At 67.7% G+C, this 24,337-nt stretch carries 24 protein-coding genes and 6 tRNA genes; 13 read left to right on the forward strand and 17 right to left on the reverse strand.

Features of this window, described 5'->3' with window-relative positions:
- Positions 1-15: 15 nt before the first annotated feature.
- The 4 genes from AAFP35_RS13245 to AAFP35_RS13260 all read right to left on the reverse strand — a co-directional run bounded on the left by AAFP35_RS13245 (position 16) and on the right by AAFP35_RS13260 (position 5,454).
- A complete protein-coding gene (locus AAFP35_RS13245) occupies positions 16-1,740 on the reverse strand; it encodes an adenylate/guanylate cyclase domain-containing protein (RefSeq protein ID WP_419222093.1) in 1,725 nt (574 codons plus the stop codon).
- Positions 1,741-1,922: 182 nt separating this feature from the next.
- Entirely contained in the window at positions 1,923-2,471 is a 549-nt protein-coding gene (locus AAFP35_RS13250) for a YceI family protein (protein ID WP_419222094.1), read from the reverse strand.
- A gap of 123 nt (positions 2,472-2,594) precedes the next feature.
- Positions 2,595-3,206 (reverse strand): NUDIX hydrolase, encoded by a 612-nt coding sequence (locus tag AAFP35_RS13255; RefSeq protein WP_419222095.1) that lies wholly within the window; start codon positions 3,204-3,206, stop codon positions 2,595-2,597.
- Positions 3,207-3,288: 82 nt separating this feature from the next.
- A complete protein-coding gene (locus tag AAFP35_RS13260) occupies positions 3,289-5,454 on the reverse strand; it encodes an MMPL family transporter (protein WP_419222096.1) in 2,166 nt (721 codons plus the stop codon).
- Positions 5,455-5,571: 117 nt separating this feature from the next.
- Here AAFP35_RS13260 and AAFP35_RS13265 point away from each other — a divergent pair, with 117 nt between their 5' ends.
- Positions 5,572-5,973: a DUF302 domain-containing protein gene (locus AAFP35_RS13265; protein WP_419222097.1), complete on the forward strand. Its 402-nt coding sequence runs from the start codon at positions 5,572-5,574 to the stop codon at positions 5,971-5,973.
- The gene (locus tag AAFP35_RS13270) at positions 5,970-6,230 is read left to right on the forward strand and encodes a metal-sensitive transcriptional regulator (RefSeq protein WP_419222098.1); all 261 of its coding nucleotides are present in this window, start codon (positions 5,970-5,972) and stop codon (positions 6,228-6,230) included. Before AAFP35_RS13265 ends, AAFP35_RS13270 begins: the two co-directional genes overlap by 4 nt.
- 85 nt (positions 6,231-6,315) lie before the next feature.
- Here AAFP35_RS13270 and AAFP35_RS13275 read toward each other — a convergent pair.
- The 3 genes from AAFP35_RS13275 to AAFP35_RS13285 all read right to left on the reverse strand — a co-directional run bounded on the left by AAFP35_RS13275 (position 6,316) and on the right by AAFP35_RS13285 (position 6,732).
- Positions 6,316-6,389, reverse strand: a tRNA-Phe gene (locus tag AAFP35_RS13275).
- A gap of 28 nt (positions 6,390-6,417) precedes the next feature.
- Positions 6,418-6,494, reverse strand: a tRNA-Asp gene (locus AAFP35_RS13280).
- A gap of 165 nt (positions 6,495-6,659) precedes the next feature.
- A tRNA-Lys gene (locus AAFP35_RS13285) sits at positions 6,660-6,732 on the reverse strand.
- A 177-nt stretch (positions 6,733-6,909) separates the two neighbouring features.
- Here AAFP35_RS13285 and AAFP35_RS13290 point away from each other — a divergent pair.
- The 3 genes from AAFP35_RS13290 to AAFP35_RS13300 all read left to right on the forward strand — a co-directional run bounded on the left by AAFP35_RS13290 (position 6,910) and on the right by AAFP35_RS13300 (position 7,214).
- Positions 6,910-6,982 (forward strand) — tRNA-Glu (locus tag AAFP35_RS13290).
- A gap of 53 nt (positions 6,983-7,035) precedes the next feature.
- Positions 7,036-7,112: transfer RNA gene (locus tag AAFP35_RS13295), tRNA-Asp, on the forward strand.
- 28 nt (positions 7,113-7,140) lie between these two features.
- Positions 7,141-7,214: transfer RNA gene (locus AAFP35_RS13300), tRNA-Phe, on the forward strand.
- Positions 7,215-7,293: 79 nt separating this feature from the next.
- Here the strand turns inward: AAFP35_RS13300 and AAFP35_RS13305 are convergent.
- Positions 7,294-7,644 (reverse strand): UBP-type zinc finger domain-containing protein, encoded by a 351-nt coding sequence (locus AAFP35_RS13305; protein WP_419222099.1) that lies wholly within the window; start codon positions 7,642-7,644, stop codon positions 7,294-7,296.
- A gap of 250 nt (positions 7,645-7,894) precedes the next feature.
- On the opposite strand from AAFP35_RS13305, the gene AAFP35_RS13310 reads away from it, so the two are divergent.
- The 3 genes from AAFP35_RS13310 to AAFP35_RS13320 are packed head-to-tail and all read left to right on the forward strand — an operon-like array spanning position 7,895 to position 10,760.
- Positions 7,895-8,635 carry a (Fe-S)-binding protein gene (locus AAFP35_RS13310; RefSeq protein WP_419222100.1) on the forward strand — a complete coding sequence of 247 codons (741 nt, stop codon included), beginning with the start codon at positions 7,895-7,897 and terminating at the stop codon, positions 8,633-8,635.
- A complete protein-coding gene (locus tag AAFP35_RS13315; RefSeq protein ID WP_419222101.1) occupies positions 8,632-10,137 on the forward strand; it encodes a LutB/LldF family L-lactate oxidation iron-sulfur protein in 1,506 nt (501 codons plus the stop codon). Before AAFP35_RS13310 ends, AAFP35_RS13315 begins: the two co-directional genes overlap by 4 nt.
- Entirely contained in the window at positions 10,134-10,760 is a 627-nt protein-coding gene (locus AAFP35_RS13320) for a LutC/YkgG family protein (RefSeq protein ID WP_419222102.1), read from the forward strand. The genes AAFP35_RS13315 and AAFP35_RS13320 overlap by 4 nt, the downstream gene beginning before the upstream one ends.
- Positions 10,761-10,843: 83 nt before the next feature.
- Here AAFP35_RS13320 and AAFP35_RS13325 read toward each other — a convergent pair whose 3' ends face one another.
- On the reverse strand, positions 10,844-11,737 hold the full coding sequence (locus AAFP35_RS13325) for an alpha/beta fold hydrolase (protein ID WP_419222103.1): 894 nt from the start codon (positions 11,735-11,737) through the stop codon (positions 10,844-10,846).
- A gap of 41 nt (positions 11,738-11,778) precedes the next feature.
- Positions 11,779-12,807: an alcohol dehydrogenase AdhP gene (adhP, locus tag AAFP35_RS13330; protein ID WP_419222104.1), complete on the reverse strand. Its 1,029-nt coding sequence runs from the start codon at positions 12,805-12,807 to the stop codon at positions 11,779-11,781.
- 159 nt (positions 12,808-12,966) lie between these two features.
- Between adhP and AAFP35_RS13335 the strand changes: the two genes are divergently transcribed.
- Positions 12,967-13,896 carry an alpha/beta fold hydrolase gene (locus AAFP35_RS13335; protein ID WP_419222105.1) on the forward strand — a complete coding sequence of 310 codons (930 nt, stop codon included), beginning with the start codon at positions 12,967-12,969 and terminating at the stop codon, positions 13,894-13,896.
- Between the two features lie 78 nt (positions 13,897-13,974).
- Here AAFP35_RS13335 and AAFP35_RS13340 read toward each other — a convergent pair whose 3' ends face one another.
- The 4 genes from AAFP35_RS13340 to AAFP35_RS13355 form a co-directional block, all read right to left on the reverse strand.
- The gene (locus AAFP35_RS13340; RefSeq protein ID WP_419222106.1) at positions 13,975-14,904 is read right to left on the reverse strand and encodes a copper resistance D family protein; all 930 of its coding nucleotides are present in this window, start codon (positions 14,902-14,904) and stop codon (positions 13,975-13,977) included.
- A gap of 2 nt (positions 14,905-14,906) precedes the next feature.
- Positions 14,907-15,422, reverse strand: coding sequence for a copper resistance CopC family protein (locus tag AAFP35_RS13345; protein ID WP_419222254.1), 516 nt, complete (start codon positions 15,420-15,422; stop codon positions 14,907-14,909).
- A gap of 76 nt (positions 15,423-15,498) precedes the next feature.
- Positions 15,499-16,203 carry a YcnI family protein gene (locus tag AAFP35_RS13350; protein WP_419222107.1) on the reverse strand — a complete coding sequence of 235 codons (705 nt, stop codon included), beginning with the start codon at positions 16,201-16,203 and terminating at the stop codon, positions 15,499-15,501.
- A 193-nt stretch (positions 16,204-16,396) separates the two neighbouring features.
- Positions 16,397-16,921, reverse strand: coding sequence for a YtxH domain-containing protein (locus AAFP35_RS13355; protein ID WP_419222108.1), 525 nt, complete (start codon positions 16,919-16,921; stop codon positions 16,397-16,399).
- A 23-nt stretch (positions 16,922-16,944) separates the two neighbouring features.
- On the opposite strand from AAFP35_RS13355, the gene AAFP35_RS13360 reads away from it, so the two are divergent.
- The gene (locus AAFP35_RS13360) at positions 16,945-17,811 is read left to right on the forward strand and encodes a hypothetical protein (protein WP_419222109.1); all 867 of its coding nucleotides are present in this window, start codon (positions 16,945-16,947) and stop codon (positions 17,809-17,811) included.
- A gap of 60 nt (positions 17,812-17,871) precedes the next feature.
- On the opposite strand, the gene AAFP35_RS13365 is transcribed toward AAFP35_RS13360, so the two are convergent.
- Together AAFP35_RS13365 and AAFP35_RS13370 are read right to left on the reverse strand one after the other, a co-directional pair.
- Positions 17,872-18,615 (reverse strand): GntR family transcriptional regulator, encoded by a 744-nt coding sequence (locus AAFP35_RS13365; RefSeq protein WP_419222110.1) that lies wholly within the window; start codon positions 18,613-18,615, stop codon positions 17,872-17,874.
- Positions 18,616-18,651: 36 nt separating this feature from the next.
- Entirely contained in the window at positions 18,652-19,803 is a 1,152-nt protein-coding gene (locus tag AAFP35_RS13370; protein WP_419222111.1) for an acyl-CoA dehydrogenase family protein, read from the reverse strand.
- Positions 19,804-19,970: 167 nt separating this feature from the next.
- Here AAFP35_RS13370 and AAFP35_RS13375 point away from each other — a divergent pair, with 167 nt between their 5' ends.
- From AAFP35_RS13375 to AAFP35_RS13385, 3 genes are read left to right on the forward strand one after another with little or no spacing between them, the layout of a single operon-like run.
- A complete protein-coding gene (locus AAFP35_RS13375) occupies positions 19,971-20,816 on the forward strand; it encodes an HpcH/HpaI aldolase/citrate lyase family protein (RefSeq protein WP_419222112.1) in 846 nt (281 codons plus the stop codon).
- Positions 20,813-21,817: a MaoC family dehydratase gene (locus AAFP35_RS13380; protein WP_419222113.1), complete on the forward strand. Its 1,005-nt coding sequence runs from the start codon at positions 20,813-20,815 to the stop codon at positions 21,815-21,817. The genes AAFP35_RS13375 and AAFP35_RS13380 overlap by 4 nt, the downstream gene beginning before the upstream one ends.
- A gap of 21 nt (positions 21,818-21,838) precedes the next feature.
- Positions 21,839-22,978, forward strand: a complete 1,140-nt coding sequence (locus AAFP35_RS13385) for a CoA transferase (protein WP_419222114.1) — start codon at positions 21,839-21,841, stop codon at positions 22,976-22,978.
- A gap of 22 nt (positions 22,979-23,000) precedes the next feature.
- Here the strand turns inward: AAFP35_RS13385 and AAFP35_RS13390 are convergent, their stop codons facing one another.
- Entirely contained in the window at positions 23,001-24,158 is a 1,158-nt protein-coding gene (locus AAFP35_RS13390; RefSeq protein ID WP_419222115.1) for a CaiB/BaiF CoA transferase family protein, read from the reverse strand.
- Positions 24,159-24,337 lie beyond the last annotated feature (179 nt).

Below are 24,337 nucleotides of genomic sequence, written 5' to 3' on the forward strand. Positions count from 1 at the left end.
CGCGGCGAGCGGCCGTCAACGGCCCCACAGGTGCAACGGCAACCGGATCAGACCTCCGAGCATCGTGCGCCGCGCAGGCCGCAGGAGTCCGGACAGCACTGCGGGAACGCCGGGTTGCGTGAGGTCTCGGGCCAGGGCGCTGGGGACGAAGACCTCGGTGGGGTCCCCATGCCCGCGCAGAGTCCGTGCGCCCACCGACTCCCAGTGGCCTGCCTCGTCGTCGGCGGCCTCGATCGCCGCGTCGGACGCGAACACCGGTACCTCCGATCGCTTGGCGAGTTCGGACAGCCGCGCGCATTCGTTCACCGGGTTGCCGATCACCGTGTATTCGTAGCGTCGCTCCGACCCGACGTTGCCCGCGAACGCCATCCCGAAAGAGACGCCGATCCCCCATCCGATCGGCAGTTCGCCGAGACGCACCGCGAGTTCACGGCCCGCGGCCAGGGCCGCCGCGGCCGGGTTGTCGACGGCCACCGGCACCCCGAACACCGCCAACGCCGCATCGCCCTCGAACTTGTTGACGAAGCCCGAGTGGCCGTCGACCACCTCGGCCACGATCGTGAAGAAGCGGTTGAGCAACGCCACGGTGTCGCGCGGATCCTGCTGCGCGGCAATCCTCGTCGACCCGGCGATGTCGACGAACAACACACCCACGAGGGCGTTGGTACCGTGCATACCCGCCCCACGCTCCATCGCGAGTTCGGCCACGGTGTCCCCCACGTGCTTGGCGAACAGCTCACGCATTCGCTCGCGTTCGTCGAGGCCCGACACCATCTCGTTGAAACCATGTTGCAGGACACCGAGTTCCGACGAGTCGTATACCGCGACCCGAACACTCAGATCGCCGCGGTCGACCCGTTCCACCGACCTACGGAGATCGATGAGCGGATCGGCGATCGCCCGGCCGATCAACACCACCACGCGGGCGCCCGCGGCGAGCCCGACGATGGCCAACACCACGGTGGTCCAGTCGATCGGTCCCCGCGCCGGCGGCAACATCCCCATCCAGCGCCCGCCGTTGATGATGAGCAGGCCGAGCATCGGCACCGCCGAGCTCACCGCCCAGACCGCGATCATCCGGGACCGCACCCCGTGCATCACGTGCCGGGCCGGATTGTCGTGTAGTGCAACGACGGCCAGGGGTCGCGCGGCACGCTCGGCGAACACGTAGGTGATACACGAGCTCGACAGACCGGCCAACGCGAAGGCCACCGCGACACCCACGACCGTCCGCGGTGTCAGCTCGCTCGCGGCCAGGGCGTAGGAGATGACCGCCAGTGTCCAGGCGATCAGGGTGGCGAACACCTGGGTCATCGGTATTCGTTGCACCGCTCGACGGCGGGACTGGTCGGCGGGCGTACCGTCGACGAACCATCTCAGCTGCGGTTTGAACAATGCCAGACCGAGGACCACGTTGATGACGGTCCCGACCACGATCGCGACGACCACCGCGGGGAAGTTCGGTGCCCGCACCGTGGTGTCGTAGCCGAGTTCGCCGCCGTCGAAGGCGAGTTGTACGAGCAGGAAGGTCTCGAGCCCGACGACGCTGTTGGTGATGCTGATTGCGAGCGCGGCCGCGGCGGTGGCCCATTTCGCCACGCGTGCACGTTCGGAGGTCGTCTCCAGCGAGGGCGGATGCCATTGCGGGGCCCGCAACCGGCCCCAGGCGGCGCCCCACCGCGCACGGAGTCCACGCCGCGACCCGTCTTCGGCTCTCGGGCGTCGGCGTGGTCGCACCATACGGCCACCTCCTGCCAGCACGCGTGTGGTCAGCCTACCGAAGCCGACGGTCGGCCCCACCCCATCGACCGGCAATCGACGCCGCGCAGACACGACAAAACGGGAGCCGGGCCGCGCTGATGTGCGCGACACCGACTCCCGTCGGGTCGACCGAGAACCCTCTCGGGTTCGTCGAGGCCGAATCAGGCAGGCTGGCCGGCCTCGATCTCGAGTGTGATGGTGACCTTGTCACCGACGACGACGCCGCCGCCCTCGAGAGGCATTTCGATGTCGATGCCGAAGTCCTTGCGGTTGAGCACGGTCTTCGCCTCGAAGCCCGCGACGGGACCGTTGCCCATACCCGGGTTCACACCGTTGAACTCCAGCTCGAGCTCGACGGGCTTGGTGACTCCCTTGAGGGTGAAATCACCGGTGAGTACGTAGTCGTCGCCCTTCGGCGCCACACCGGTCGACACGAAGGTCGCCTTGGGGAACTTCTCCGCGTCGAAGAAGTCGGCCGACTTGATGTGGCCGTCACGCTGCTCGTTGCCGGTCTCGATCGAGGTCACGTCGATCTCGGCCTGCACCGACGGGGTGCCGTCCTCGGCGACGGTGATGGTGCCGCTGAAGGTGTCGAACTTGCCGCGGACCTTGCTCACCATCAGATGCTTGACGGAGAAGTTGACGGTCGAATGGACGGGGTCGATGGTCCAGGTGCCGGCGGCGATCGGGGCGGTGACTGCAGCAGTCATGAATTCCTCCAGGTGATGGTCTGTGAGATATCGGTTCTCCCGTGGGCCGTATCGACCCAACACAAGCTTAAACGGACCGCGGTCCGATTCCATTCCCGGATGCGTGAAGATTTCTGAAATTTTTCACGACCACGCGAAAACCGGCTGCTCAAAGCCGTCGACGCGAGTGTCACGACCTCGCAGGACCACCTCCGCGAACTGGTAGATGACCGCTGCGGTGGGCGCGTGGACCAGTGCGCCGACGATGGGCAGCTGGATCACCGGCCGCGGGGATTGCGGGATCGTCAGGAAACGCGGCTCGACCATCAGCTCGTCGAAGGTGACGAAGAAGAGCTGCGCGACCTCGTCGGGGTTCGGTGTCGGCACCTGGTCGCCGTCGGCCCAGCAGACCACCGGCGTCATGACGAAGCCCGACCGTGTCGGATAGTCGTCGAGGATCCCCAGGACATCGTCGGCCGGCACCTGTACCCCGATCTCCTCGTGCAGCTCCCGCAGCGCCGCGGTCGGCTCGTCCTCACCTGGATCGAGTCGGCCACCCGGCAACGCGTACTGCGCGGCGTGCCGTCGCATCGTCGCGGGACGTTTGCACAGCCAGATGCCCTGCTGCCCGTCTCGCTGCGCGATGGTGATGGCGACGGCGGCCGGCCGGGTGGGGACATCCGCGTCCGGCGTGGCCACGCGACGTTCGAAGCCATCGAGTCGATGTCGGATCTGACTGCGCTCCAGTGTGATCACCTTCTCAGTTGACCACGATCGCGGCCGGCGGGCCGCGCCGGCACACCATCGTCGCGGCCGCCACGAGCCGGACCACCTGACGTCAGTCGTGGGCGAAACTGATGTTCGGCAGGATCTTGCCGAGCCATGCCGGACATGCCCAGGCGGCACGCCCGGCGAGCCGTAGCGCCACGGGCAGCAACACGAGGCGCACGAGGAAGGCATCCAGCAGCACCGCGACACCGAGGATCACCCCCATCTCCTTGGGCGGCAGCGGCCCCGAGAGCGCAAAGGTGAAGAACACCGCGACCATCACGCCACCGGCCGCGAAGATCACCCGTCCCGAGTGCGCGACGGCACCGACCATAGCCTCCCTCGGATCGCCGGAGCGCTCCCAGTGCTCCTTGGCCGACGACAGCAGGAACACCGTGTAGTCCATGGCGATCGCGAAGATCATCGCGAAGAAGAACACCGGCGCCCACGCGTCCAGGAAACCCTGCGACTCGAAACCGAAGATCTGGGCACCGATCCCGTCCTGGAAGACCAACCGCGCCACACCGAACGCGGCAGCCGTCGACAGCAGACTGACGACGGTGCCCAACAACGCGATCAGCGGGGCACGCAGCGCCACCAGGAGCAGCGCGAAGCCGAGCAACAACACCACGACGATCACCAACGGCGTCGACGAATCCAGCTGCCGTTTCAGATCGAGATTCTCCACGGCCGCGCCTCCCACCAGCGAGCCGTCGGGCAGATCGGCGCGCAGTCGGTCGACGGTGTCCGCGAGGTCCGGATCCGACGGATCGACCGTCGGCACCGCGGAGATCATGCCGAGGTCCTCTCCCGTGGTCGCGGCCACGGCAGGCATGGCGCCCGCGATTCCCTCGTCCTGCGCCACCACGCGTTGCGCCTCGGCGACGTGGCCGGCGGGCGTGATGATCTGCAGGGTGCCCGGGGCGCCGGGGCCGAACGCATCCTGGACATCGTCGTAGCCGACCCGGGCGCTCGCATCCGACGGCAACACCGTGATCGAGGGCATCGCCGTCTTCAGCCCGGCCAGTGGGATCGAGAGGGCCAGCAAGATGGCCAACGCTGCCGCACCCCAGGCGAACGGCCGTTTCCACAGGCGCTCACCCCAGCGCTCGAACAACGGCGACCGGTGCTGTGCGCGGCGTGCCCGGGGCAGCGCGAGCGCGTTGATCCGCTTGTCGAGCTTCACCAGCACCAACGGCAACAGCGTCAGCGTGGCGGCCAGCACGAACACGACCGAGAGCATGATCCCGCCCGCCATCGACCGGAACGAGGGCGACGGCACCAGCATCACCGCCGACAGCGAGACGAGCACGGTGACGCCGGAGAGCAGCACCGCCTTGCCCGCGGTGTTCATCGTCTGCGCAATCGCGTCGCGCGGCGTGAGATCGCGCCCCATCCGCGCTGCGCGGTACCGGACCACCAGCAGTAGCGCGTAGTCGATGCCCAACGCCAGGGAGAACATCATCGCGAAGTTCATCGCCCAGATCGAGACCGGCACGATCTCGTTGATCAGCACCAGCGACCCCGCGGAAGCGACCAGCCCGGCCAGTGTGAGCAGCAGCGGGAGCCCCGCCGCGACCAACGCCCCGAAGGCGATCACCAAGATCGCCAACGTGACCGGCCACGACAACATCTCGGAGGTCAGCATCGCCTTGAGGTTGGCTGCGTTGAAATCGGCCCACAGCATCGACGAACCGGTGGGGTTCACCGACACATCCGGCGTGGACAGAGCCCGCAGCGGATCCTTCAGATCGGTTGCGGCACGAACCATCTCATTGGTGTCCGCGCCTGCGCCGGCGAGCACGATCGCCGTCTTGCCGTCCTCACTGAGCGTCGCCCCGGGTTGCGGCGCGACCACGTCGGAGATCCGGGGGTCGGCGTGTAACTCGGTGGTGACCTCCGCGAGAATCCGCGGCCCCTCCCCCTCCGTGAGCGCGGCCCCGTTGCTGTGCACCACCACCTGGATCGCGTGACTGGCGTTGCCGCCGAAGTGTTCCTGGGCCACTTCACGGGCCGCGACGGATTGCGAACCGTCGGCCTGCCAGCCGGCACCCGAGAGATTCTTCTCCACGAACGGGGCGAAGATCCCCAGCCCGATGACGATGGCCACCCACGCAGCGGTCACCAGCTTGCCGTGTCGGGAGACCCACACGCCGAGGCGTCCCAGCGCACCGTGCCATGACGAGCCGGTCCGGCCCTCTCGAATCCTCTGTCGCTCGCCCGTGATGCTCGGCATTCGTCACTCCTCGTCGTTAACCCCCCAGGGGGATATCCGAACGCGAACCTAGCATCCCCCTGGGGGGTTGTGCAAAGATGGAGTGGAACCCCACGACGATCAGCAAGGAGGCTGACGATGACCGAGTTCACGATGAGTCGAACACTGGACGCTCCCTATCCGCAGGCGGTGGCGCGCGTCCGCGACGGCCTGGCGCAGGTCGGTTTCGGCGTACTCACCGAGATCGACATCGCGGCGACGCTCAAAGCGAAACTCGACGTGGATGTCGCGCCGAAGGTCATCCTCGGCGCGTGCCGCCCACAGCTCGCACACCAGGCGCTGCAGGCAGACCCCCGAGTCGCCGCACTCCTACCCTGCAACGTGGTGGTCAGCGCCGACGGCGACGGCGCCCTGGTGGAGGTCATGGACCCCGACGTGATGCCCGACCTCACCGGCACTGCCGAGATCACCGCAGTGGCAGCGCAGGCACGCGAACTGCTCGCCCAGATGCTCGACGGCCTCGACGGGGGCCGGGAGTGAAGATCGAGGAGGACGCCGCCAAGCCCATCGTGACGCGCCTCAAGCGCGCTCACGGGCACCTCGCCACCGTGATCCGGATGCTCGAGGAGGGACAGGACTGCGAGGACGTGCTCACGCAGCTGGCCGCCGTGAACAAGGCCCTCGGCCGCAGCGGCTACGCGCTGGTCGCGACCGGCCTACAACAGTGCATCGCCGAGGAGGGACCGGAAAACGTGGATCAGCAGAAACTGGAGAAGCTGTTCCTGGCGCTCGCGTGACGGGACCGGCCGGCGGCGAGACATGTCGCCGGCCGCGATCGGGGACTCATGCGTGAATCCCACTGCCGGGGCCGGGATCTCTCGGTGGCCAGGGCCGGGATCGAACCGGCGACCTTCCGCTTTTCAGGCGGACGCTCGTACCAACTGAGCTACCTGGCCGGACGGTGCCGGTATATACCGAAACCTCTGGCGACCCTGACGGGACTCGAACCCGCGACCTCCGCCGTGACAGGGCGGCGCGCTAACCAACTGCGCCACAGGGCCTTGCTGTGAAACTCCCCGTCGATCACCCGGGGCCGGATGAGCGTACCCCCCAGGGGATTCGATCTCCAACTCGAGGGTTTCGCTCCCTCGTTTCGTGTTCGCGCCACCGATCGGAGGAGCGAATACACAACTGAGGAGCGAACGAAATCCGATGACGCGAAGCGGTGCCCCCACCAGGGCTCGAACCTGGGACCTGCGGATTAAAAGTCCGTAGCTCTACCAACTGAGCTATAGGGGCAGGCGCCCTGTCGAGCAGGGCGTCGATGAGTTTACAGGCCCGTCCGGCCGATGTACGCCGACCCCGCCGTGTCGTGTCGAGACCTCCCCGCCACGATCTGGATACATGGTTTGACCAGCTGATTTGTGCAGCGGGAGAGCCGTGTCCTAAGCTAAGTCGGCTCCCAACGGAGAACCGGCCCCCTTCGTCTAGCGGCCTAGGACGCCGCCCTTTCAAGGCGGTAGCGCGGGTTCGAATCCCGTAGGGGGTACGCTTGCCCATCTCGGCCGATCACCGAGCACGGATGAGCACACAACAGAACATGGCCCTGTGGCGCAGTTGGTTAGCGCGCCGCCCTGTCACGGCGGAGGTCGCGGGTTCGAGTCCCGTCAGGGTCGCCAGAGGTTTCGGTATATACCGGCACCGTCCGGCCAGGTAGCTCAGTTGGTACGAGCGTCCGCCTGAAAAGCGGAAGGTCGCCGGTTCGATCCCGGCCCTGGCCACACCGAAAAGCCCCCGCTCACGCGGGGGCTTTCTCGTGTCGTGGGCCCACTGGCCACGCATGCGGACGCGACGGCGGCGTCACCGTGCGCGCAGCTGCTCCATCCAATCGGCGGGAACCCGTTCGCGCGGACCCGGAACCGACTGATCGTCGGGGTGTTCGGTCGGCGACGCGAGGGTCGGGCCGGTGAACCCCTCGTCGGTGCCGAAGTTCCAGAACCAGTCCTCTCCCGGTTCGTAGCTCTGGATGACCAGATGTCCGGTCTCCGCAGCATGGGCACGGGCATGCCGATTCAGTGAATCGTCGCAGCACCCGACATGCCCGCATTCGGCACAACGGCGAAGGTGGAACCACCACGAGCCCGCGGCCTCGCAGTCGAAGCAACCCGGACCGCTCGGCGCCACCGTCGTGTCGATGAATTGCTCGGACATCGTCTCCTCCATCAAGGGTTTCGGTCCCCGTCGACCCACCTGGCGCGGACATGCGACAGCGGTCAGGTCACCCACACCATTCGACACCGAGCCCCTGCCGTCAAGTCCTCGCGGTCGATCGATGACGCCGCGGCGCACCCGACACGCGGTGGCCGGCCCCCTCGGCGCGACGGTTCGGGGAGCCACCTGTCGCGGGCCGTGTTTGCCCGTAGGCCTGCGACCGTCGGCCTCAGAGGGGATGATTCACTCCATGAGGGTTGCGCTCTTCGCCACCTGTTTCAACGACACGATGTGGCCGAACACCCCGAAAGCCACGGTGCTGCTGCTCGAACGACTCGGCGTCGAGGTGGACTTCCCGTTGGCGCAGACCTGCTGCGGTCAGATGTTCACCAACACCGGATACGCCGACGAAGCCATTCCCGGTGTGCGACAGTTCGTCGACGTGTTCGCCGACTACGATGCGGTGGTCGCACCGTCGGGGTCGTGCGTCGGGTCCGTGCGGCATCAGCATCCCGATCTCGCCGACCGCAGCGGCGATCACGGATTGCGTTCGGCTGTCGACGAGTTGGTGCCCAGGGTGTACGAGCTGTCCGAGTTCCTGGTGGACGTACTCCGTATGTCCGACGTCGGCGCGTACTTCCCGCATCGGGTCACCTACCACCCGACGTGCCATTCGTTGCGAATGCTGCGGGTCGGTGAGAAACCGTTGACGCTGCTGCGCCATGTGAAAGGCATCGACCTCGTCGAGTTGCCCGCGGCCGAGGAGTGCTGCGGTTTCGGCGGCACGTTCGCGATGAAGAACGCCGACGTCTCCGTCGCGATGGGCGGCGACAAGATGGCCAACGTCAAGGAGACCAAAGCCGAAGTCCTTGTTGCCGGCGACAACTCGTGCCTCGCCCACATCGGCGGACTGCTGACGCGAGATCGCTCGGGCATCCGGACGATGCACCTCGCCGAGATCCTCGCCTCCACGGAAGGACAGCCGGCATGACCGCCCTCGACCACGGGCACCCGCACGTCGGCGTGACCTCGACGTTCGTCGGTATGCCCAAGTTCCCGGAGGCTGCCCGCACCGAACTCGCGAACACGACGCAGCGACGAAACCTCGCCCACGCCACCGGGATCATCCGGACCAAACGCGCAGGTGTGGTCGGCGAGCTGGACAACTGGGAGGAGCTGCGACTCGCCGCCGAGGCGATCAAGAACCGCACGCTTCATCACCTCGACGACCATCTCGTGCGCTTCGAGGAGAACGCGACCAAGGCCGGCGCGGTGGTGCATTGGGCCCGGGATGCCGAAGAGGCCAACCGGATCGTCGTCGACCTGGTCCGCGCAACCGGTTCCGACGAGGTGGTCAAGGTCAAGTCGATGGCCACCCAGGAAATCGAACTGAACGAAGCCCTCGAGGCAGCGGGAATCGACGCGTGGGAAACCGATCTCGCCGAACTCATCGTCCAACTCGGCGACGATTGGCCCAGCCATATCCTGGTGCCGGCGATCCACCGCAACCGCAGCGAGGTCCGCGAGATCTTCCTGCGCCGCATGAAGGAGGTCGGCCGTCCGGCGCCGGACGGCCTGACCGACGACCCCGAACGGCTTGCCGAAGCCGCCCGACTCCACCTGCGCGAGAAGTTCTTACGCGCCAGGGTCGGCATCTCCGGTGCCAATTTCGCCGTCGCCGACACCGGCAGCCTCGTCGTCGTCGAATCCGAGGGCAACGGTCGCATGTGCCTGACCCTTCCGGAGACCCTGATCTCGGTGGTCGGCATCGAGAAGATCCTGCCGACGTGGGCCGACCTCGAGGTGTTCTTGCAGGTCTTGCCCCGGTCGAGCACCGGGGAGCGGGAGAACCCGTATACCTCGGTCTGGACCGGCGTGACGCCGGGCGACGGTCCGCAGAACGTGCACATCGTCCTGTTGGACAACCACCGCACCGACGTGCTCGCAGACACGGTGGGTCGCGCCGCCCTCCGATGTATCCGCTGCTCGGCGTGCCTCAACGTGTGTCCGGTGTACGAGCGCGCAGGCGGACACGCCTACGGCTCGGTCTACCCGGGCCCGATCGGCGCGATCCTCACTCCGCAGTTACGCGGGACCACGTCAGCGGTGGATCGGTCACTGCCGTACGCGTCGAGTCTGTGCGGTGCCTGCTTCGACGTCTGCCCGGTTCGGATTCCGATCCCGGACCTGTTGGTGCACTTGCGAACCCGCGTCGTCGATGAACATCGGGGTGGCCTACCGTCCGCCGAGGCGGCCGCGATGAAGGCCGGTGCCTGGATGTTCGCCGACCATCGCCGTCTCGAAGCCGCACAGAAGGCCGCCACCACGAGTCATCGATTCTTCGGGCGCCGCACCACGATCGGAGCCATCCCCGGTCCACTGTCGGGTTGGAGTTCGGCGCGCGATATCCCGGTACCACCCGCAGAGACCTTCCGCGACTGGTGGAAACGGGAGCGCGGCAAGGACTCCGACGCGGCGGGAGGCGACCGGTGAGCGCGCGCGAGGAGATCCTGGGACGAGTCCGTTCGGCCCTCTCCGACGTCACCACGGCCGACGCACCGGTGGACTGGGACTACGGTCAGGCGGTCGGTACCGGCGACCTCGGGCTGGTGGACCGGTTCGCCGAGCGAGTGGCCGACTATCGGGCGGTGGTGTCGCGGTGTTCCCCCGACGAGCTCGCCGACCGCGTCGTGGCCACGGTGTCCGCCGTCGACGGCCCCGTCATCGCCGACGACGCGGTCCGCGACAGGCTGGGCGTCGACCTCCCCTGGATCGACGACGACGACCTGTCCCCCGCCCGGCTCGACGCGGTCGGCGCGGTGGTCACCACCGCCGCGGTGGGGATCGCCAACACGGGAACCATCGTCCTCGACCACGGCCCCGGGCAGGGCCGACGTGCGATCTCGCTGGTACCCGACCTGCACGTCTGCATCGTCGGGGCGGATCAGGTCGTCAGCGATGTCCCGGAAGCGATCGCCAGACTGATCGACACCGGCGCGCAGACCCGTCCGCAGACCTGGATCAGCGGCCCGTCGGCGACGAGTGACATCGAACTCGATCGTGTCGAGGGCGTGCACGGGCCGCGCACCCTGCACGTGCTCATCGTCGAGGCCTGACAGTTCTTCCCCCTGGTTTCTGATAGTCCCCCTCGTGCTCGCGGGGGACGATCAGAAACCAGGGGGAAGAAGCTCCGATGACGTCAGGTGGCGGAGTCGACGGCGGACACCTCGGTGACCGCATCGACCGCTTCGAGGAACGGCGGGATGAAGAACTGTGCACCGAGCACACAGCAGGCATGCCCGCCGTCGACCTCGAACCGGCGCGCACCGGGGATCCCGTCGAGGAGCAACTGTTGGCGTTCGGGTTCGACCACCTTGTCGCGGATGCTGACGACGACCGACGCCGGCACATCGACCTCGTTCAGCCAAGGGCGCGAATCGAATTCGCCGAGTTCGTCGCCGAATCGTCCCGCCTGCCACAGCGGGGTGGAGAAGAACTGACGCAACGCCCACACCGAGGTGTGCACGGACGTGTCGTCGAGACGACCGGTGCGTGGCCGTGGCAGCAGCTTGTTCAGGGCGGTCAGGATGCGTCCGGTGCGGTGCGACTGTGCGCGCAGCTCGGGGTTGTGCGTGCTGAAGAACGGGCCCGTCGAACACAGGACCAGCCCGGCCACCCGGTCCGGATGCCGCCGCCAGGTCAGCTGCGCGATACCGCCACCCATCGAGAAGCCCGCGGCCACGAACCGCTCGATACCGAGTTCGTCGGCGAGCGCCACCACGTCGTCGGCGCAGTCGTCGAGGGAGAAACCCTCCGAACGGATCCCCCGACCATGCCAACGCTGATCCATGGTGATCACCCGATAGTGCTTGTTCAGCTCCGGAACCACCGGATACCAGCACAGCAGACCGGTGGTCATCACCGAGTGGAGCAGGAACACCGCAGGCGCGTCCTTCGGCCCCGAGTCGGTGACGTAGGTCGCCCCGCGACCGGGCAGGTCGACCATCGATCCGGCGGGGACGTCACGGACGGGGTACGGACGCAGGACGTGGCCGAATCCACGTGCCACCCCGCGGGCAAACTGAGAACTCACGTGGTCAAGCGTACGGGGTAGTCCTTGAGAAAACCCTGTGGTCAGCGGTAGTCGATCACCATCCGACCCTCGATCTTGCCCTCTTCCAGACGGTTGAACACGTCGTTGATCTCGTCGAGGCGCATCGTTGTGACGGTGGGCTTGATCAGTCCTCGCGCATAGAAGTCCAACGCCTCGACCATGTCCTGGCGGGTCCCGACGATGGATCCGCGGATGGTGAGGCCCTTGAGGACGACGTCGAAGATCGGGGCCGGGAAGTCTCCGGGCGGCAGCCCGACGAACACGATCGTGCCGCCCCGCCGGGCCATGCCGATGGCCTGGCCGAAGGCCTGCGGGTGCACGGCCGTGACCAGCACACCGTGCGCGCCACCGGTCTGCTCCTGAATGGCCGCGGCGACGTCGGTGTCCTTCGCGTTGACGGTCACCTCGGCGCCCAGTTCACGAGCGAGTTCGAGCTTGTCGTCGCCGATGTCGACTGCGGCCACCCGCATGCCCATGGCCTTGGCGTACTGCACCGCGACATGGCCGAGTCCGCCGATACCGGAGATCACCATCCACTGACCGGGTTTGGTCTCGGAGACCTTGAGGCCCTTGTAGACGGTCACACCGGCGCACAGGATCGGTGCCACCTCGACCGGGTCCACGCCGTCGGGGACACGGGCGGCGAAACGCTGATCGACCAGCATGTACGTGCCGAACGACCCGTTGACCGAGTACCCGCCGTTCTGCTGCCTCTCGCACAGCGTCTCCCAGCCGGTGCGGCAGTATTCGCAGACCCCGCACGCCGACCACAGCCAGGCGTTGCCGACCTTGTCGCCGACGGCGACCTCGGTCACCTCCGGGCCGACGGCCACAACGGTGCCGTAACCCTCGTGTCCCGGGACGAACGGGGTCGTCGGTTTCACCGGCCAGTCGCCATGCGCGGCATGCAGGTCGGTGTGGCAGACACCGGACGTCTCGAGTTTCACCAACGCCTGCCCCGGTCCGGGGGTGGGCAATTCCAGTTCCGAGATGGTCAACGGTTCGCCGAACTCGGTCACCACCGCGGCCGTGAAGGTCTGATCGGTCATGTCTCACCTGTCCTGTCGAGGGTCGGTTATTACAGTCTCGGGCGTCCGCTCCCATGCCGAAGCGGTTTCGCGCGAAGGCCGTGGATCGTGCGGTCGGCGTAACCGTGACCGAGAACACCCCGGTGACCCAGGACACACGAAACGTGGGATGCTCGATACATGATCGACATCGCCCGCCCCAAGATCGAGGGGTCCGTCGCCGTCGGCGACGGCCGACGACGGATCGGATTCGCCGAGTTCGGCTCGGCCACCGGTCGCGCCGTCTTCTGGCTACACGGCACCCCCGGGGCCCGGCGGCAGATCCCGACCGAGGCGCGGGCGTTTGCGGCGCAGAACGGCTTCCGGATCATCGGGCTGGACCGGCCGGGCGTCGGATCGTCGACGCCGTATCACTACACGTGTGTGGCCGAGTTCGCCGCCGACCTCGCGGCCGTGGCCGATTCGCTCGGCATCGACGAGTTCGCGGTCATCGGTCTGTCCGGTGGCGGCCCGTACGCACTGGGCGTCGCGCACGCGTTCCCCGAACGGGTCGTGGTGGCCGGCGTGCTCGGTGGCGTCGCCCCGACGATCGGCCCCGACGCGATCCCGGGCGGCGCCATGCGGCTGGCCCGTGCGGCAGCCCCCGTTCTGCGGGTGGCCGGCGCACCCGTCGGCAAAGTGGTCAGTTCGGTCCTGAGCGTGGCTCGTCCGATCGCCGAACCCGCGATCAAGGTCTACGGCAGGCTGTCACCGCAGGGTGACCGGGAGTTGTTGGCGCGCCCGGAGTTCCGTGCGATGTTCCTCGACGATCTGCTGCACGGTGGATCGCGACGGATGGAGGCCCCGTTCTCCGACATCGTCGTCTTCTCGCACGACTGGGGTTTTCGTGTGCCCGACGTCTCCGTCCCGGTGCGGTGGTGGCACGGCGACCGCGACCACATCATCCCCTTCCAACACGGCGAACACATGGTCTCGCTGCTCCCCGACGCGAAGCTCTACACGATGCACGGCGAGAGTCATCTCGGCGCGCTCGGACTGTCGATCGAGATCATCACCGAGTTGATGTCGGTGTGGGATCAGCCCCGGCTCGCCCCTTCCACCGTCCTCTGACGAACCCGCCGACACACGGCCGGGTGAGGAGCCCTGCCGAGCGGGGCACCGCGGCGGGCTCGCTCGGGATGCCCTCGCTCAGGGTGCCGTCGTCGACAACCCGACCGCCAGGCCGAGAACGACGGCCATGATCAGCAGTTCCCCCACGGCCAACCGCACCGAGGTGGCCTCGGTGGCCCGATGCCGGGTCACCGACGGCACCCATCGAGCGCGGTGGCGGACGCCGAGCCCGATGAGCACGAGCAGGCCGGCCGCCTTGGCGATCAACACCCGTCCGTATCCGCTGCTCACCAACGCCCCGAGCCCGTCGAGTTCGATCAGACCGGCGACGACACCGGTGGCCGCGACGGTCGCCGCAGCCCACAACGCGCGTGCGGAGAACTCCGGCAGCGTCTGCGCCCAGCCGGATCGGCCGCGGACCGTCAGCACCATCGCGGCCGGTGTCCCGCACCACCACCCGGCGGCCAGAGCATGGGCACCGATCAGCACCGGTCCGAGGGCGTGAGTGCTCGGATGACCGGTGATGGACAGGGCGAGCAGACCGATCGCCGCGAGGATCGCGAAGATCTGGACCGGCGGATCGATTCGTCCGGCGATCTGCACACCCGCCAACCCCACGGTCAGGCCTGCCGCGACGAGCACGATCAGCTCCGGCGCGCCGGCACCGAGGGTCTCGACGAAGTCACCGACCCGTACCGATGTGGTCGACTCACCGACCTGATCCGCCGTTCGCATCCATGCGCTCACCAGGGTGGCGACGAACCAGAGACCGCCGGTCACCCCGATCGCGCGCACCGATGGCCGCGGACCGACCATCGGCAGCGCGCCCAGTCCGACGAGCAGCACGACGGCTCCCACCCCAACCGTCGACGGCACCGCCAGAGCCTCCGGACCGTCGGGGGCGGCGAGCACCCAACACAGACCGAGGCCACCGAACATCGCGACCAACGCACCCGGGAGCGCGAAAGCACGCAGTTGCTGTGCATTCGGCTCCCGGATGCCGGTCACCCCTATCCCCGACCGGGACGTCGGGTCAGCCAGAGCACCACACCGAGACCGCCCGCGAGTACCACCACGGCCAGCACGATGAACGGCCACAGCGGCGGCCCCGACCCGTCGCCGCCCGACGACGCCTCGACGGCCGGCCCCGGGGTACCGGTACCTGCGGTCGCGAGGTCGAAGGTGCGTCGGCCCTCGACAGGATGACCATCGGCAGAGGTCACCCGATAGTTCACGGTGTAGGTGCCTGTCGGGCCGAGATCGCGCAACGCGACGCTCAGCCGCGGCCCGTCGACCTGTGCCTCACCGTCTTGCCAATAGTGATCGTCGGGCCCCACCACGGTGAGCACCGCGAACGACTCCTGCAGCGGTTCGTTGAACGTGATCGTGACCCGTTGCGGACCGGTCTGCACCGTCGCCCCGTTGTCGGGATCGGATGCGACGACCCGCGAATGCGCCGACGCGATCGGGGCCAGCCAGCCGCCGATCAATCCGGTGAGCAGCAGACCGCCGACGATCGCGAGCATCGTGGTGCACGATCGGCGCACGCGATTGCGGCGGGTCGGCGTCGGTTCCGACGATGACGATCCGGATGGCATCGAGTCAGGCATCGTCGTCCTTACGGGTGGTGCGACTGCGTGTCAGGGCAGCAACTCCGAAGACCGCGCCGAGCGCTCCGACGACGAGTCCGATCCCGCCCAGCCATCGCGCCGCACCGTCGGCCGACGACGTGTCCGCCGCCTCCGCGGATGTCGCGGTGCTCTGTGTGCTGCTGCCGTGGTGGTCGGTTCCCTCCCCGGCAGGCAGGGTCAGTGTGGGCGCGGGGTGCTCCGGCTCCTCACCGTTGTCGCCCATCGGCTGCGACCAGTCCACCTTCTCACCGTCGGCGTAGGTCTGGCTGGCCGGCAGGGGCACCGAATCCTGTTCGGGGAACGGCCCACCGGAGATGCGGAATTGGGCGAACTCCCCCACCGGGACGCCTGGCGTGCCGGGCAGGGCGGTCCAGGTGATGGAGGTGACCTCCTCGGTGGCGGGGTCCTTGGCGACGGTCGTCTTCCACCCGGTCATCACCTCGGGCCGCGCCGACTTCAGCTTCGGCAACGTGACCGTCAGTTCGGTGGTAGCGGCGGTGTCGGATTCGTTCGGTACCACGAGGGTCACGACGCCGTAGCCGCCCTGGGTCACGGTGGGAGCATTCGCCGTGACGTGGGCAGACGCCGCACCGATGCCGGTCAGTGATGCGGCGGCCACCGCCGCGAGTGTCGCAGCGGACACGACTCCGCGGCGGATCAGGGTGTTGTGGTGCATGTTTCATGTCTCCATCTCGCGTCGCACGCGGTGCGCACGCGGTAGGCGCATCGGTCGTCCGGCGCGGACGGCACGGGATGCGTCGAAGCGGCCGACGATGTCGGCCAAGGGTCAGTGGGCCTCTGTGCAGAGGCATCGCACGAGCCGCCGAACGCGGCCGGGTGTCACCACGCAGGCCGTTCGGCGATTCGGTTCACCAGGACCCGACGGGCGGACCTCTCACCCCGACCCCGCCGGTGACGACGTCGCGCGGCAGGTGGGGAGCCACCCAGATGGTCTGGGGCGCCGACGGTACGGCCAGGACGGGAATCGGGACGACCGAACGGATCGTCGAGGTGATCGCCGCCAACACCGTGGCCGCCGCGACGATCAGCACTGCGCTCAGCGGGATCGCGACGAGGTGGGTGAACACCATGGGCGCAAAGCCGTCGTGGTGCATGCCGGAGTGGCCGATGCCCATGGACAGGTGCGCACCGATCTGCGCCAGAGTGAGAACGGCGGCGGCGTGCACCGTCGCACGACCCGCGGTACGTGCCTGCTGCCCGCCGACGACGTAGGCCACCAGGGCGCCGATGGCCGCGGTCAGCAGCATCCCGGCAGGTGCGGGCATCTCGCCGGCTCCCAGGCCGTGCGCACCGACGGCGACGACCGGCACCACGACACCGGCCGCGACACGCGTCAGCGCATCCGGCCGATGGTCACGCGACCCGGTGGTCATGTCGGTAATCGTAGGGTGATCGCGTGTATCACACCGCCACGCCCCCTGCGCCCACGTCGGCGCCGACCTCCGCCGAACGCATCCCGCCATGGGCTCAGACGATGATCAGCGCGCTGCTCACGCTCCTGACCCTGCCGTTCTACCTCGTCGATCCCGTCCCGCACCTGACGTTCGGGAGCTGGACGCACTACGTGGCGATGACCGCCCTGCAGATCTGCTTCGTCGTCGTGCTCGCGGTGTGGGGACGCGATACGCGCCGTCGGCTCGGGGCTGTCGCCCTCGCCGTCGGATTCCTCGTCCTGGAGCGGATCGTCGCGCTGCCGGCCGTCGTCGAGTTCGTGCGCGGGCACCTGGGTCTGCCCCTGGTGAACGTCTCCGCCGGATTCATGCTCATCGCATGGATCGGCGGCTGGAGCGTCGCCCGCCGGCAGTCGCCGTATGCCGCGACCGCACTGATCGTCGTGGTCCCCTACATCGCCCTGGTCTCGGCCTTTCCCGGGAGCCTGCTCTATTCGACGGGCTCGGTGATCGGCTATTGGGCATCGCAGACCGCTGCGATCGTGATCGGGGTCGCGATAGTCTGGGCCGCCGATGTCATCGCCCGGGCGACTGGCGCACGTCGCTCGACGACACCGGTCGGATTCCCAACCGGTGTCGCCCCGTACCCGTATCCGCCGCATCCCGGGTGGCAACCGCATCCCCCTGCCCAGATGCAGCCGTATGGTGCTCACCAGACGAATCCCGGGTGGCAGCAGCCGGCCAATCCCGGCCCTCAGCCCGGGTTCGGACCGTCCCCCGCCATGCCGCATCCCGGACCGCCGCCCATGCCACCGCAGCAGGCCGTCGATCCTTCCGCGCCGCAACCGTATCCTCCGCAACCTCCACGGTGAACCGAGTCGACCCGCACCCGGCACTGAGACGACGAGCATCGGCAGTGCAGTGCTGACGGCTCAGTTCCCGCTGCGTCGCAACGTGACCCGATAGGTGTAATGCTCGGGCAGGAAGTGGCTCACGGCCAGCTCGACGACGCTACCGTCGGCATCGCTGTAGAGGCGATCGACGCGCAACATCGAGTGCCCCACCGGGCAGTCGAGTTGTGCCGCGACCTCGGCATCGGCCGAGGCCACCGTGATCGATTGCGCGGCTTCGACGATGGGCCGGCGAAGATGTGGCTCCAGCAGTCCGATCATCGTGTGGGTGCTACTCGCGCCGGCGGCCACATCGGGACTGTCCATCACCAGCCTGGCCACCGCCTCGGGCCACCACACCGTCGTCAACACGAACGGCGTGCCGTCGTGGTACCGACGAAATGCCATGCGGTACACCAGGTCGGTGTCCAACCGCAGCCGTCCGGCGGCGTCGAGATCCACCTGACGTCGCGGCGGTGAGACCACTTCCATCGTGGTGTCGGCCGACAGGTTCATCAGGTCCTCGATGGACCCCAGCTGACGCAGGTAGCGGCCCGACCCCTCGGTGGCGAAGGTGCCGCGGCCGGGCACACGGTAGACCGCCCCTTCGGCGACGAGATCCTGGAAAGCCCGGCGCACCGTCTGCCGACTCAGACCGAACTCCTCGGACAACTCCGATTCCGTCGGCAGCCGGACGCCGCCCCGGTACCGCCCCTCGGCGATGCGGGCACGCAGCGTCGCCGCGAGTGCCCGGTAGGCGGGTTCGGTGAGGTCGCGCGATGTCATCGTGGAAATCCTATCGGGCCACGGGATTCCGGCCGGTCAGATACCGCCGCGCGACACCAGTTGGGCGGCGATCACGTTGCGCTGGATCTCGTTGGTGCCCTCGCCGACGATCATCAGCGGCGCGTCGCGGAAGTACCGTTCGACGTCGAACTCCGTGGAGTACCCGTAGCCGCCGTGGATACGCACCGCGTTGAGCGCTATCTCCATCGCCGCCTCGGAGGCGTACAGCTTGGCCATGCCGGCCTCCATGTCGCACCGCTCCCCCTGGTCGTACTTCTCGGCGGCGTGCCAGGTGAGTTGGCGGGCAGCGGTCAGCTTGGTCGCCATGTCGGCCAGATAATTGCCGATGGACTGGTGCTTCCAGATCGGCTGGCCGAACGACTCCCGCTGCTGCGCATACGCAAGCGAGTCCTCGAGCGCCGCCGTGGCGACGCCGAGCGCACGGCACGCGACCTGAATCCGTCCGGTCTCCAGGCCTTTCATCATCTGCCCGAATCCCTTGCCGGGGGTCGTGCCCAGGATCGCCGACTGCGCAACGCGATACCCGTCGAAGGACAATTCACACGATTCCACGCCCTTGTACCCGAGCTTGGGGAGATCACGCGACACGGTCAGACCCGGTCCGTGCTCGCAGAGCACGATGGAGATCCCGCGATGTCGCGGTTGCGCCTTGGGATCGGTCTTGCACAACAGCGCAATCAGACCGGACTTGCGTGCGTTGGAGATCCAGGTCTTGGACCCGCTGATCACGAAATCGTCGCCGTCGGCCTTCGCCACGGTGGACATGCCCTGCAGGTCGGAACCGCCGCCTGGCTCGGTCAGCGCCATGGTCGCCCGCATCTCCCCCGTCGCCAGCCGAGGCAGGTACGCGCGCTTCTGTTCCTCGGTGCCGAACAGCGTCAACAGTTTCGCCACCACGGTGTGTCCGCCCATGGCGCCGGCCAGGCTCATCCAGCCGCGCGCCAACTCCTGGGTGACCTGCGCATAGCACGGCATCGACACCGGCGAACCGCCGTACTCCTCGGGTACGGCGAGCCCGTAGATGCCGATCTGCTTCATCTGCTCGATCCACTTCTCCGGGTACTCGTTGGCATGCTCGACCTCTTGCACTGTCGGCTTCACGTCCCGGTCGATGAACGCACGGACGGTCTCGACAAGGAACGACTCTTCGGCGTTCAGGCTGCTCATGGACCCACCTCACCAGGGATCAAGACATTTGTCATGGATTTGTACGGCCATATTCGTCGCCCGAGCCGTGACCTGTCAAGCGAGCTTTCGCAACACGTCGGATTCTGATAGGAGTCTTCTGTAGCGATTTGGCCGCACATTTGGCCGGACATGAATCAAGGGATGTCATGGCAGTACTGAGACGACGGGCCGTGCTTGTTGCACCGGCTTCCGACGACCGCAAGGCACGCAAGGCTCTCGCATCGGGCGCCGACGAGGTGGTGCTCGACCTCGAGGACGCCGTCACCCCCGAGAACAAGGACTCCGCGCGCGACGCCGCGAGCGCCCTGGTCGCCGAGTTCGGCGCCGACCGCGCGGTCTCGATCCGGATCAATGCATTCGGCACCCCATGGGTCGAGGCCGACCTCGCCGCGTGCGCGGCGATGGGGACCGCGTTGGCCTCGGCCGTGCTCCCCAAGGCGGAATCGTCCGGACAGCTGACCGAGGCCGACCGACTCCTCGGCGACGCACCCGCCCGGTTGCAGATCCTGGTCGAGACACCGATCGGCATCCGCGACATCGCAGCGATATGCACCTCCACCGATCGTCTGGACACGGTGATCATCGGCTATGCGGATCTCGGTGCGACACTGGGACGTTCGTCGTCGGCACCGCGGTCGACATGGCATTCGATCCAGGACACGGTGTTGCTGGCGGCTCGCGCCGCGGGCGTCGGGGTGGTCGACGGACCTCATCTGACCATCGCCGACGATGACGGCTTCTGGGAGGCCAAGACCTGGGTACGCGACCTCGGCTTCGACGGCACGTGGGTCATCCATCCCGCCCAGATCGACTCCGCGAAGACGATTTTCACACCGGACCCGGATTCTGTCGAGGATGCCCGCCGGGTGTTGACAGCCCTCGAAGAAGCGGCTCGTCGAGGCGACGGAGCCGCGAAACTCGACGGCCGGATGCTCGACGAGGCTCTCGCGGTGTCCGCGCGGCGTGTCCTGTCGAAGGTGGATCCGGCATGAGTGACACCGTGATCCGAGTCGGTGGCCCGTATTTCGACGAGCTCGTCGTGGGGCAACGATTCGACGACGCACCGTCGGTGACCATCACCTCCGGGCTGGCCGCCACCCATCAGGCGATCATCGGCGATCGTATGCGGTTGCCGCTGGACACCGCCCTGTCGCAGCGTGTCACGCGTCGACCCGAACCACCCGCCCATCCCGCGCTGGTGACCGACCTCGCCATCGGCCAGTCGACGTTGGCCACCCACCACGTCAAGGCCAACCTCTTCTACCGCGGTCTCCATCTGCTCAGCAGCCCGCACATCGGTGACACCCTCACCACCACAACAGAAGTCGTCGGCCTGAAGGAGAACTCGTCCAAGCCGGGACGTGCGCCCACCGGTCTCGTTGCCCTGCACGTGGTCACCGTCGACCAGAACGGCACACCAATCCTCGACTTCCATCGGTGCGCGATGCTCCCGCTGAGTCCGCACGCCGATCCCGGGCGCGTCCGGCACGCCGACGATCTGACGTCCATCGGGACGAGCACGGTCGAGTTCGAACCCGTGCTCCCCGACTGGGATCTGTACACCTATCGCAACACCGTTCCCGGACAGCACTTCTCCGAGGAGCTCGAGGGCAACGTCTACAACTCGAGCGGCGACGTCGTGTCGTCCGCGCCCGAACTCGCGCGTCTGACCCTCAACATCGCGGCCACCCACCACGACGAGCGCGTCGGCGCGGACGGGCGATTGGTGTACGGCGGTCACACCATCGGCCTGGCGCTGGCCCAGGCCAACCGTGCGCTGCCCAACATCGTCACCGTGCTCGGCTGGGAGTCGTGTGATCACACCGGACCGGTACACGAAGGTGACACGCTGACGAGCGAACTCACCGTCGAGCGAGCCACCGGGCTGGCTTCGGGCGGCATTCTGGACCTTCGCTCGATCGTCATCGCCCACGAACCCAGCGGGTCACCGCGCCCCGTCCTCGACTGGCGTTTTCGCGCCCTGATGGCATAGCCGGAACAGGAACACATCACCGTGACCACCACACAGAAGCCCTTGGCAGGTCTCCGCATCGTCGAGGTGTCGAGCTTCATCGCGTCACCCTTGGCCGGACTGACCCTGGCACAGCTCGGCGCCGACGTCATCCGGATCGACCCGATCGGCGGTGCCGCCGACGTCAACCGCTGGCCGGTCACCGCCGATGGCGAGTCCATCTATTGGACGGGTCTCAACAGAGGCAAGCAATCGATCACCGCAGACCTGCGCAGCGAGTCCGGCCAGTCACTCGTCCAACGACTGGTGACCGAACCCGGCGCAGGCGGAGGCATCCTGCTGACCAACCAGGCCGGTCGGTCCTGGATGAGTCACGAGACGTTGTCGGCGCTGAGGTCCGATGTGATCACCTGCGAGGTGCTCGGCCGCACCGACGGCACACCCGGCGTCGACTACACGGTCAACGCCGGCCTCGGCTTCCCCGCGATCACCGGCCCCGTCGACCACGGCGGCACGGTGAATCACGTCCTGCCCGCTTGGGATGTGACATGCGGACTCTATGCGGCCCTTGCCATCTCGGCGGCGGTCCGTCGCCGGGAGACCACCGGTACGGGCGCACACATCACATTGCCGCTCGAGGACACCGCACTCGCCATCGCCGGAACCCTCGGCTATCTGACCGAACCGCAGGTGAACGGGCACGGCAGGCAGGGCACCGGGAACGACGTCTACGGCACCTATGGCACGGATTTCGGTACGTCGGACGGCGGTCGCGTCATGATCGTCGCACTCACCCCTCGGCATTTCCGCGACCTCGTCGAGCTCACCGGGGTTCGCGAAGCCGTCGACGCGGTGGCCGCGGCCCTGGGCGCCGACTTCACCCGCGAGGACGATCGATTCACCCACCGGGCAGTGCTCACCGCACTGTTCGAGCCGTGGTTCGCCTCCCGCACGACCGCGGATGTCACTGCGGCACTGTCGACAACGTCGGTCCTGTGGGAGCGGTATCGCAGTTTCGACGACGTCGTGGGCGACGGTGTGCTCGCCGGGAATCCGTTGTTCGCCGAACTCGATCAGCCAGGTATCGGTCGTTACCTCGCCGCAGGCATGCCCGCCGCCTTCGACGGCGAACACTTCCGCACCGGCCCCGCCCCCGACCTCGGCGCCGACACTCCCACGTAGTCCGCCGAAGCCCCGCCCCGGCTCAGGGTTCGAGTCCGAGCTCCTGCAGGATCGCCTCGGTGTGTTCGCCCAGCGCGGGCACCGGTCCCATCGCCAGTTCGACGTCGGCGAAGGTCATCGGCGGCAGCACGGCGCGGATCGGGCCGACCTCGGTGTCCACATCGCGCCAACGGTTCCGCTCATGCAGCTGAGGATGTTCGACGACACCCGCCAGGTCTCGAACCTCTGCGGCGGGAACGCCTGCAGCGGAGAGCCTTTCGTCGAGTTCCGCGGTGGTGAACCGCTTCGTCTCCGCGGCCACCGCGGCGTCCACCTCGGCACGGCACCGCACCCGTTCGATGTTGGTGGCATACCGGTCGTCGGCGGCGAGGTCGGGTCGCTCGAGCACATCGGCCGCCAGGACTTTCCAGCCACGGTCGTTCTGGACGCCGATGAGGATCTCACCGTCGCTGGTGGGGTACCGGTCGTACGGCACGATCGCCGCATGACCGACCCCGGACCGGGCGATCTGCCGATTCCCGTAGAGCCGCATGTACATCGGGTGGCCCATCCATTCCACGGTGGCGTCGAACATCGACACCGAGACCGCCGCGCCCACACCGGTGATGCCGCGGCGGACGAGGGCGGAGAGCACGGAGGTCAGGGCGTACATGCCGGCCGCGATGTCCGAGGTGGGGATGCCGGTCTTGGCCGCTTCGTCGGCGGTGCCGGTCACCGAGATGAGCCCCGACTCCGCCTGCACCAGCATGTCGTAGGCCTTGCGTCCCCGGTACGGCCCGTCGTCGCCGTACCCCGACATGTCCACGACGATGAGTTCCGGATGTCCGTCGCGCAATTCGTCGGCGCCGAAGCCCAGTCGTGCGGCCGCCCCCGGCGCGAGGTTCTGCAGGAAGACGTCGGCCTGCGCGATCAGGCGGGTGGCGACGTCGCGACCGTGCGCACTCTTCATGTCGAGCGCCAACGACTCCTTGCCCCGGTTGAGCCACACGAAATGCGACGCCATACCGCGCACCGCGTCGTCGTAGTCGCGGGCGAAGTCGCCTTCACCGACACGCTCGATCTTGATGACACGAGCGCCCAGATCGGCGAGGTGTCGGGTGGCCAGAGGTGCGGCCACGGCCTGTTCGAGCGCCACGACGGTCACACCTGCGAGTGGCAGGGCAGCAGGGTCAGAATCCACCGGAACACGATCACCCGAGCTCACGTGTGCCGTCAACGACCAGGACCTCTCGGCGCCATAGGCAGTTCCTCATCCGGTCAGAGCCGGACCGACATTGAACCGGGATGCCCGGCATGATCAAGTGGAAGTTGAGATCCGCAACTTCTCGGGTCTGCACAGGCGGGGCGTCACGCCCTGGA

The sequence above is a fragment of the Gordonia sp. CPCC 206044 genome (assembly GCF_048537895.1).
Taxonomy (GTDB): Bacteria; Actinomycetota; Actinomycetes; order Mycobacteriales; family Mycobacteriaceae; genus Gordonia.